This is a genomic window from Citrobacter sp. S46_ASV_140 (assembly GCF_018919545.1).
GTDB lineage: Bacteria > Pseudomonadota > Gammaproteobacteria > Enterobacterales > Enterobacteriaceae > Citrobacter > Citrobacter braakii.
On the sequence record NZ_JAHLRC010000173.1, the window covers coordinates 1 to 5,948 of the forward strand.

Sequence of the window (5,948 nt, forward strand, 5' to 3'; positions counted from 1 at the left end):
GTCATAATACTGGCGCCTGCCACTAAACTCAAGGTAATTGTACGATTATTTATCATGTCGCCATTAATACATATCCAGCAGCATTTTGACGCTGATGCAAATGGAGACAATGACAATCATGGGTCGGATAACTTTCTTGCCGCGCGTTAGTACGACCGTCGCGCCAAGACGTGCGCCGAGGGACTGCCCGGCAAACATCACCAGCCCCAGTGACCAGATCATTTTACCGCCAAAAATGAAGAACAATATCGAGGCGATGTTGGATGCCAGGTTAATAAAATTCGAGTGAATTTGCGCCTTATCGATGCTGTATCCCCACAGCAGGATATAGCTGAGGGTATAAAAGGAGCCAGCCCCGGCACCGAGAAAGCCGTCATAAAAGCCAATGCATCCCCCGCCGATCAACGAGAAGAGAAACAGGGATACTTGCTGCTTTCTTTTCGGTTCGCTGAGATTTGGCGCAAAAATAAAGTAGATAGCGACCGCGATAATCAGGATCGGGAGCAGTTTCTTCAGCAGTTCCGGTTCAATGAACTGGATAAGCGTCGTTCCCATCGCAGAACCGATAAAGGCAGATAAAAACACATACTTGTGCTCCTGCACGTTGATATGCCCCCGGCGTAAAAAATAAATCCCGGAGGTCAGCGAGCTGCCCAGCGCCTGAATTTTATTGGTTGCCAGCGCATTCGCCGGGGGTAAACCAGAAATTAACAGTGCGCCAATCGAGAGAAAACCACCGCCGCCCGACACCACGTTAATAAAGCCTGCCACCAGCGCGACCATAAACATAATCACAAAGTAGCTGAAATCCATGAATGAAGTATCCATAAGTTTTTGCCTTATTATCATAAAGTTATATTAATTATCCAGCTCACTATAAACGGCGTACTCACCCGATTAAATTGACTATTTGGTAAGTGCTTATGCGCGAAAGACAGGTATTTTTCACCGCAGCGGTACACACCAGCGGCCTGTTAATAAAAGAAAAGATGGTCATGCGGTAATTTTTTGAACAACTGCATCAGAAATGGTCGCTATCGACTGCGCCGGTAGCGGTTAAAATTACATCAGAAGCTAATCACTCACAGGAGAGAGGCAACCAGAGACCGCAGTCGAGGAGGTACATATGCGAGCCCGTGTTTTGACCCTTCTGGCTATGCTTTTGCTTAGTGCAAATGCAACGGCAGCCATCAAAATTGACAATCATCAGGCCAGGAATATGGATGATGTGCAGAGCTTAGGCGTCATTTACATAAATCATAACTTCGCCACTGAAAGTGAAGCCACTCAGGCCCTGAATGAAGAGACCGATGCGCAAGGCGCAACCTACTACCACGTGATCCTCACCAGGGAACCCGGTAGTAACGGAAATATGCACGCCAGTGCAGATATTTACCGCTAGCACCAGAAATAACCAACGAGAACATTGCCGCAGTTTAATTTGCCCCCATCACAGGGGGCTTTTTTTGCAACAAAGTCCCGAAACCAGATCGATAACATCCCCTGAATGATTGGGCTCCAGGACTTAGTCGTTACTTCTGTCCGTAATAGGCGTTTGGGCCGTGCTTACGCATGAAATGCTTATTCATCAGATAGCTGTCGATGGGGCTAAGCGCCGGATTAATACCACGCGCAATCCATGCCATTTTTGCCACTTCCTCCATCACCACGGCGTTATGTACCGCATAGTGAGCATCCTTGCCCCAGGCAAACGGGCCATGCTGGTACACCACTACGCCAGGCGTATGCAAAGGTTCCACCTCCCCCAGCGTTTCGACAATCACCTTGCCGGTATTTTGCTCATACTCGCCCTGAACTTCAGCTTCAGTTAACGCCCTGGTGCAGGGAATATCGCCAAAGAAGTAATCCGCATGCGTCGTGCCAAGCGAGGGAATTGCCAGACCCGCCTGCGCCCATGCCGTCGCGTGGGTTGAGTGGGTGTGCACCACGCCGCCGAGAGAAGAATAGCGGCGATACAGCACCAGATGGGTGGCGGTATCAGAAGAAGGACGATAGCGCCCTTCCACTACGTTGCCGACCAGATCCACAACCACCATGTCATCTACCTGCATCGTTTGGTAGTCGACGCCGCTAGGCTTAATCACCACCAGACCGCGCTCGCGGTCAATGGCGCTGACGTTCCCCCAGGTGAACGTCACCAGCCCGTAGCGCGGCAAATCCATATTGGCCTCAAAAACCTGCTGTTTAAGTTTTTGCATTACACCGCCTCCACCAGACCTGCGCTGGCCATTCGCGCCTTCACCCAGTCGCGCGCCTTCGCGACTTCACGTGCCGGGTCGTCCGACGTTTCACTCCACATCTCAATCAGGTATGGTCCGCAGTACCCACTCTGTTTGAGCGTCGCAAAACAACGTTCGAACTCAACAACCCCTTCACCAAACGGCACATTTTTGAATACACCGGGTTTGGTATCCTTCACGTGTACGGCAACGATATGACCCATCCCAGCCTGCAGCTCCATCTGCACGTCGTTATCCCACGCCGACAAATTGCCAATATCGGGATACAACTGGAACCACGGATTGTTGAGATAGTGGGCATAACCCAGTGCCTTGCTGATCGAATTCATCAGCGGATAATCCATGATTTCCATCGCCAGCGTCACCTGCGCGCGGCTCGCCATCTCCACGCTCTCTTTCAGCCCATCGCGAAACCGACGACGCGTTTCGTTATTGGCCTGCTGGTAATAGACGTCGTAACCCGCCAGTTGAATAACGCGAATACCGATATCCTGCGCAAACTGAATGGCTTTACGCATGATCTCCAGCCCCTGTTCGCGCACCGCATCATCTTCACTGCCAAGGGGGAAACGACGATGAGCGCTCAGGCACATGGACGGTACGCGTATCCCTGTCTCAGCGATAGCGACCACCAGCGCCAGTCGCTGCTCGCGGCGCCAGTCAAGACGCGCCAGGCGAGCGTCGGTTTCATCAACCGATATTTCGACAAAATCAAAGCCCAGTTCCTTCGCCAGCTGCAAGCGTTCCAGCCAGCACTCCCCGCCGGGGAGCGCTTTTTCATAGATACCGAGCGGGACCTGTTTCGACAACATAGTCGCTCCTTATCCCCACAGTTGGGCGATGGAACGTTTGAACTGACGCGCAGCGTCTACCGGAGAGGCGGCATCGCGAATACTACGTCCGGCAATAAAGACGTGGATAGGGATCCCCTGGAACAGCGGCAAATCCTCCAGCGCCAGGCCGCCGGTGACGGTGACCTTAAAGCCCATATCAGACAAGCGTTTGATGGCGCTGATATCTGCCTCTCCCCATGCCACACCCGCCGCCTGCGCGTCACGGCTGCGGTGATATACCACTTGCCCAATGCCCGCGTCACGCCACTCCTGCGCCTGCTCCCAGGTCCAGTAACCAGTCAGTTCAATCTGCACGTCGCCGTTAAATTCTTTCGCCACCTCCAGCGCCCCCCTGGTGGTGTTGATATCCGCGCAGCAGATGACGGTAACCCAGTCAGCATTGGCTTCGAAACACATGCGCGAGAGGATTTTACCCGCGTCGGCGATTTTGGCATCCGCCAGCACAATTTTATGCGGATAAAGCGTCTTCAGATCGCGTACGGCGCGCACCCCCTCTGCCACGCAAAGAATCGTGCCCACCTCAATGATATCGACCTCTTCGGCAATCAGACGCGTCGTTTCATAGGCGGAAGACATTGATTGGTTATCCAGCGCAACCTGCAACATAGGTAATGACATTTTGGTATCCTTTTAAACAGCCGCCGCAGTGGCGTTATCAATTAAATCCAGCACTTCCTGCGCGGTACGGCAGGCACGTAAACGGTCGAAATTGGCTTCGTCGTCAAAAAGATTCACGATCTGCATGATGCCGACTTCCTGATGTGTGTTGGCGTCTACTGCCGCCATGGTGATCAGGATGTCGACCGGGTCGTTATCTTCGTGGTTAAACACCAGTGGTGTTTTCAGCGTCACCAGCGCAAAACCGGTTTTCTTGACCCCCTCCTCCGGACGGCCGTGCGGCATCGCCAGGCCGGGCGCAATCACGAAATACGGGCCGAACTGTTCGACTCCGTCGAGGATGGCCTGGTAGTAGCGTGGTTCAACCACATCAGCCTTAACCAGCAGATCCACGCTCAGCTTTACCGCTTCCTGCCAGGAGCTGGCCTCGGCCTGTAAAAGGATGGCGTTATTGTCTGCCAGCGAATCACGTAATTTCATAGGCCGCCTCCTTACTTCACGTCCTGAGGGAAATGCGCGTTGATCACTTCCAGCAGTTTTGGTCCAAAATCGGCGGGAGACAGCATGTTGCGTACGCCAACAACATATTTATTGCCCGATACGGTAATCTCACCGGCGATATGGGTAGAAGCGATGATGATATCCGCGCCGCTCAGTTCACTTTTGTATTCACCTACTGCGCAACTGTTTACCGTATGGTCAATATTTGACTGGGTTAAAAACTGATCCACCTTCATCTTCATGATCATGGAACTCCCCTGCCCATTGCCACATACAGCCAAAATACGTACGGTCATAATCGGAACTCCTTATTAAGCAGAGTGTTCTGCCAGTTGTTTTTCTGCGTCTTCCTCAACGCGCAAGGTGCGTCCTGCGAAAAACATATAAGCCAGTGCAATCAGAATAATGACGGCCATAAACACGATGCCGATGGAGGCAAAGCCCTGCATCATCGGCGGCGCCAGAATTGACCAGTCCGCCATGCCCATCCAGGCGCTCATCCCGGTGAGCTTCACCGCCCAGACGCAGCCGAAGATTTCGATCATCCCCATCACCAGGCAAATCTTAAGCGCCGCGCGCCAGCCGCCAAAGTGGTTAGCAAACACGCCGATAGTCGCGTTCGAGAAGAACATCGGAATAAAGCCAGGGATAATCAGAATAGAAGAGCCGCAACCCACCAGGATGCCCACCGCAATCAGTTGGCCGATGGTGCCCCACATAAAGCCCCAGACCACCGCGTTGGGCGCAAAGCTATAAATCGCCGCGCAGTCGATAGCCAGCACTGCACCCGGGATCAGACGTTGAGAGATACCGTTGAACGCTTCTGAAAGCTCAGCAACGAACATACGTACGCCCTGAGTGATGATGAAAATAGCGACGGCAAACGAAAAACCGGTCTGCAGGATATAGACCGTCCAGTGAGTTTTACCCGCCATCGCCTGAACTACATCAATGCCGAAAGAGAGCAGGATCGCGCCGAAGAAGAGGGTCATAACAATCGCGGTAGAAACGATGTTGTCATGGAAGATATTCAGCCAGCCCGGCAGCTTCAGATCTTCAACACTCTCCTCTTTCTTACCCAGATAAGGCGCGACTTTGTAGGCAATCCATGAAGCGAACTGCTGCTGGTGACCGATGGAGAAACCGCAGCCGTCGGTCACTTCCTGCGTCGGCTTGTACATCATATTGGAAGTAATGCCCCAGTAGAGGGACACCAGCACCGCGGTGCAGATGATGGTGGTCCACATCGGGTAACCGAAGATGTAGAAAGAGACGGCAATCAGGCCCGCCTGCTGGAACATTATGTGGCCGGTCAACATGATGGTGCGAATGCCGGTAATACGCCGTAGCAGTACGTAACAAATATTCAGCGCCAGCGCCAACAACACCGCATAACCCACCCAACTATAGGCATCGCCCATACGTTCGATGGTTGCCATCATGGAGGCATAGGTATCGGAAATCGCACCATTGATACCGTAAACTTCGGACATCTTTGCCACCACCGGTTTAAACGTGCTGGTCAGAATGCCCGATCCCGCTTGCAGCAACATAAAACCGATAATCGTTTTGATCGTGCCTTTGATAATAACGCTGACGCTTTTACGCAGCAGGATGTAACCAAGACAGGTCACAATACCCAACAGCAAGGGCGCGTTGGTCATAACCTGATTAAAAAAGACGGTAAAGATGTTGTAGAGGATCTCCATAACGA

At 52.4% G+C, this 5,948-nt stretch carries 8 protein-coding genes; 1 reads left to right on the plus strand and 7 read right to left on the minus strand.

Going from position 1 to position 5,948, the window contains the following annotated elements; translation table 11 throughout:
* Positions 1–63: 63 nt before the first annotated feature.
* Positions 64–828, minus strand: coding sequence for a TSUP family transporter (locus KQJ19_RS21960; RefSeq protein WP_016151432.1), 765 nt, complete (start codon positions 826–828; stop codon positions 64–66).
* 298 nt (positions 829–1,126) lie between these two features.
* Between KQJ19_RS21960 and yjfY the strand changes: the two genes are divergently transcribed.
* Positions 1,127–1,402: a DUF1471 family protein YjfY gene (gene yjfY, locus KQJ19_RS21965; RefSeq protein WP_016155520.1), complete on the plus strand. Its 276-nt coding sequence runs from the start codon at positions 1,127–1,129 to the stop codon at positions 1,400–1,402.
* A 130-nt stretch (positions 1,403–1,532) separates the two neighbouring features.
* On the opposite strand, the gene KQJ19_RS21970 is transcribed toward yjfY, so the two are convergent.
* Genes KQJ19_RS21970 through ulaA form a run of 6 tightly spaced genes read right to left on the minus strand, consistent with a single transcriptional unit; the run spans position 1,533 to position 5,943 of the window.
* Entirely contained in the window at positions 1,533–2,219 is a 687-nt protein-coding gene (locus KQJ19_RS21970) for an L-ribulose-5-phosphate 4-epimerase (protein ID WP_216404143.1), read from the minus strand.
* A complete protein-coding gene (locus tag KQJ19_RS21975) occupies positions 2,219–3,073 on the minus strand; it encodes an L-ribulose-5-phosphate 3-epimerase (RefSeq protein ID WP_216404144.1) in 855 nt (284 codons plus the stop codon). Before KQJ19_RS21975 ends, KQJ19_RS21970 begins: the two co-directional genes overlap by 1 nt.
* 9 nt (positions 3,074–3,082) lie before the next feature.
* On the minus strand, positions 3,083–3,733 hold the full coding sequence (locus KQJ19_RS21980) for a 3-keto-L-gulonate-6-phosphate decarboxylase UlaD (RefSeq protein WP_216404145.1): 651 nt from the start codon (positions 3,731–3,733) through the stop codon (positions 3,083–3,085).
* A gap of 12 nt (positions 3,734–3,745) precedes the next feature.
* Positions 3,746–4,213: a PTS ascorbate transporter subunit IIA gene (ulaC, locus tag KQJ19_RS21985; RefSeq protein WP_016151427.1), complete on the minus strand. Its 468-nt coding sequence runs from the start codon at positions 4,211–4,213 to the stop codon at positions 3,746–3,748.
* An 11-nt stretch (positions 4,214–4,224) separates the two neighbouring features.
* Positions 4,225–4,530, minus strand: a complete 306-nt coding sequence (ulaB, locus tag KQJ19_RS21990; protein ID WP_016151426.1) for a PTS ascorbate transporter subunit IIB — start codon at positions 4,528–4,530, stop codon at positions 4,225–4,227.
* 15 nt (positions 4,531–4,545) lie between these two features.
* The gene (gene ulaA / locus KQJ19_RS21995) at positions 4,546–5,943 is read right to left on the minus strand and encodes a PTS ascorbate transporter subunit IIC (protein ID WP_216404146.1); all 1,398 of its coding nucleotides are present in this window, start codon (positions 5,941–5,943) and stop codon (positions 4,546–4,548) included.
* Between the last annotated feature and the right edge of the window lie 5 nt (positions 5,944–5,948).

What these genes read in the sequence shown, in the direction of transcription:
- KQJ19_RS21960 (WP_016151432.1), bottom strand. Translation starts at nt 828, where the DNA reads ATGGATACTTCATTCATGGATTTCAGCTACTTTGTGATTATGTTTATG.
- yjfY (WP_016155520.1), top strand. Translation starts at nt 1,127, where the DNA reads ATGCGAGCCCGTGTTTTGACCCTTCTGGCTATGCTTTTGCTTAGTGCA.
- KQJ19_RS21970 (WP_216404143.1), bottom strand. Translation starts at nt 2,219, where the DNA reads ATGCAAAAACTTAAACAGCAGGTTTTTGAGGCCAATATGGATTTGCCG.
- KQJ19_RS21975 (WP_216404144.1), bottom strand. Translation starts at nt 3,073, where the DNA reads ATGTTGTCGAAACAGGTCCCGCTCGGTATCTATGAAAAAGCGCTCCCC.
- KQJ19_RS21980 (WP_216404145.1), bottom strand. Translation starts at nt 3,733, where the DNA reads ATGTCATTACCTATGTTGCAGGTTGCGCTGGATAACCAATCAATGTCT.
- ulaC (WP_016151427.1), bottom strand. Translation starts at nt 4,213, where the DNA reads ATGAAATTACGTGATTCGCTGGCAGACAATAACGCCATCCTTTTACAG.
- ulaB (WP_016151426.1), bottom strand. Translation starts at nt 4,530, where the DNA reads ATGACCGTACGTATTTTGGCTGTATGTGGCAATGGGCAGGGGAGTTCC.
- ulaA (WP_216404146.1), bottom strand. Translation starts at nt 5,943, where the DNA reads ATGGAGATCCTCTACAACATCTTTACCGTCTTTTTTAATCAGGTTATG.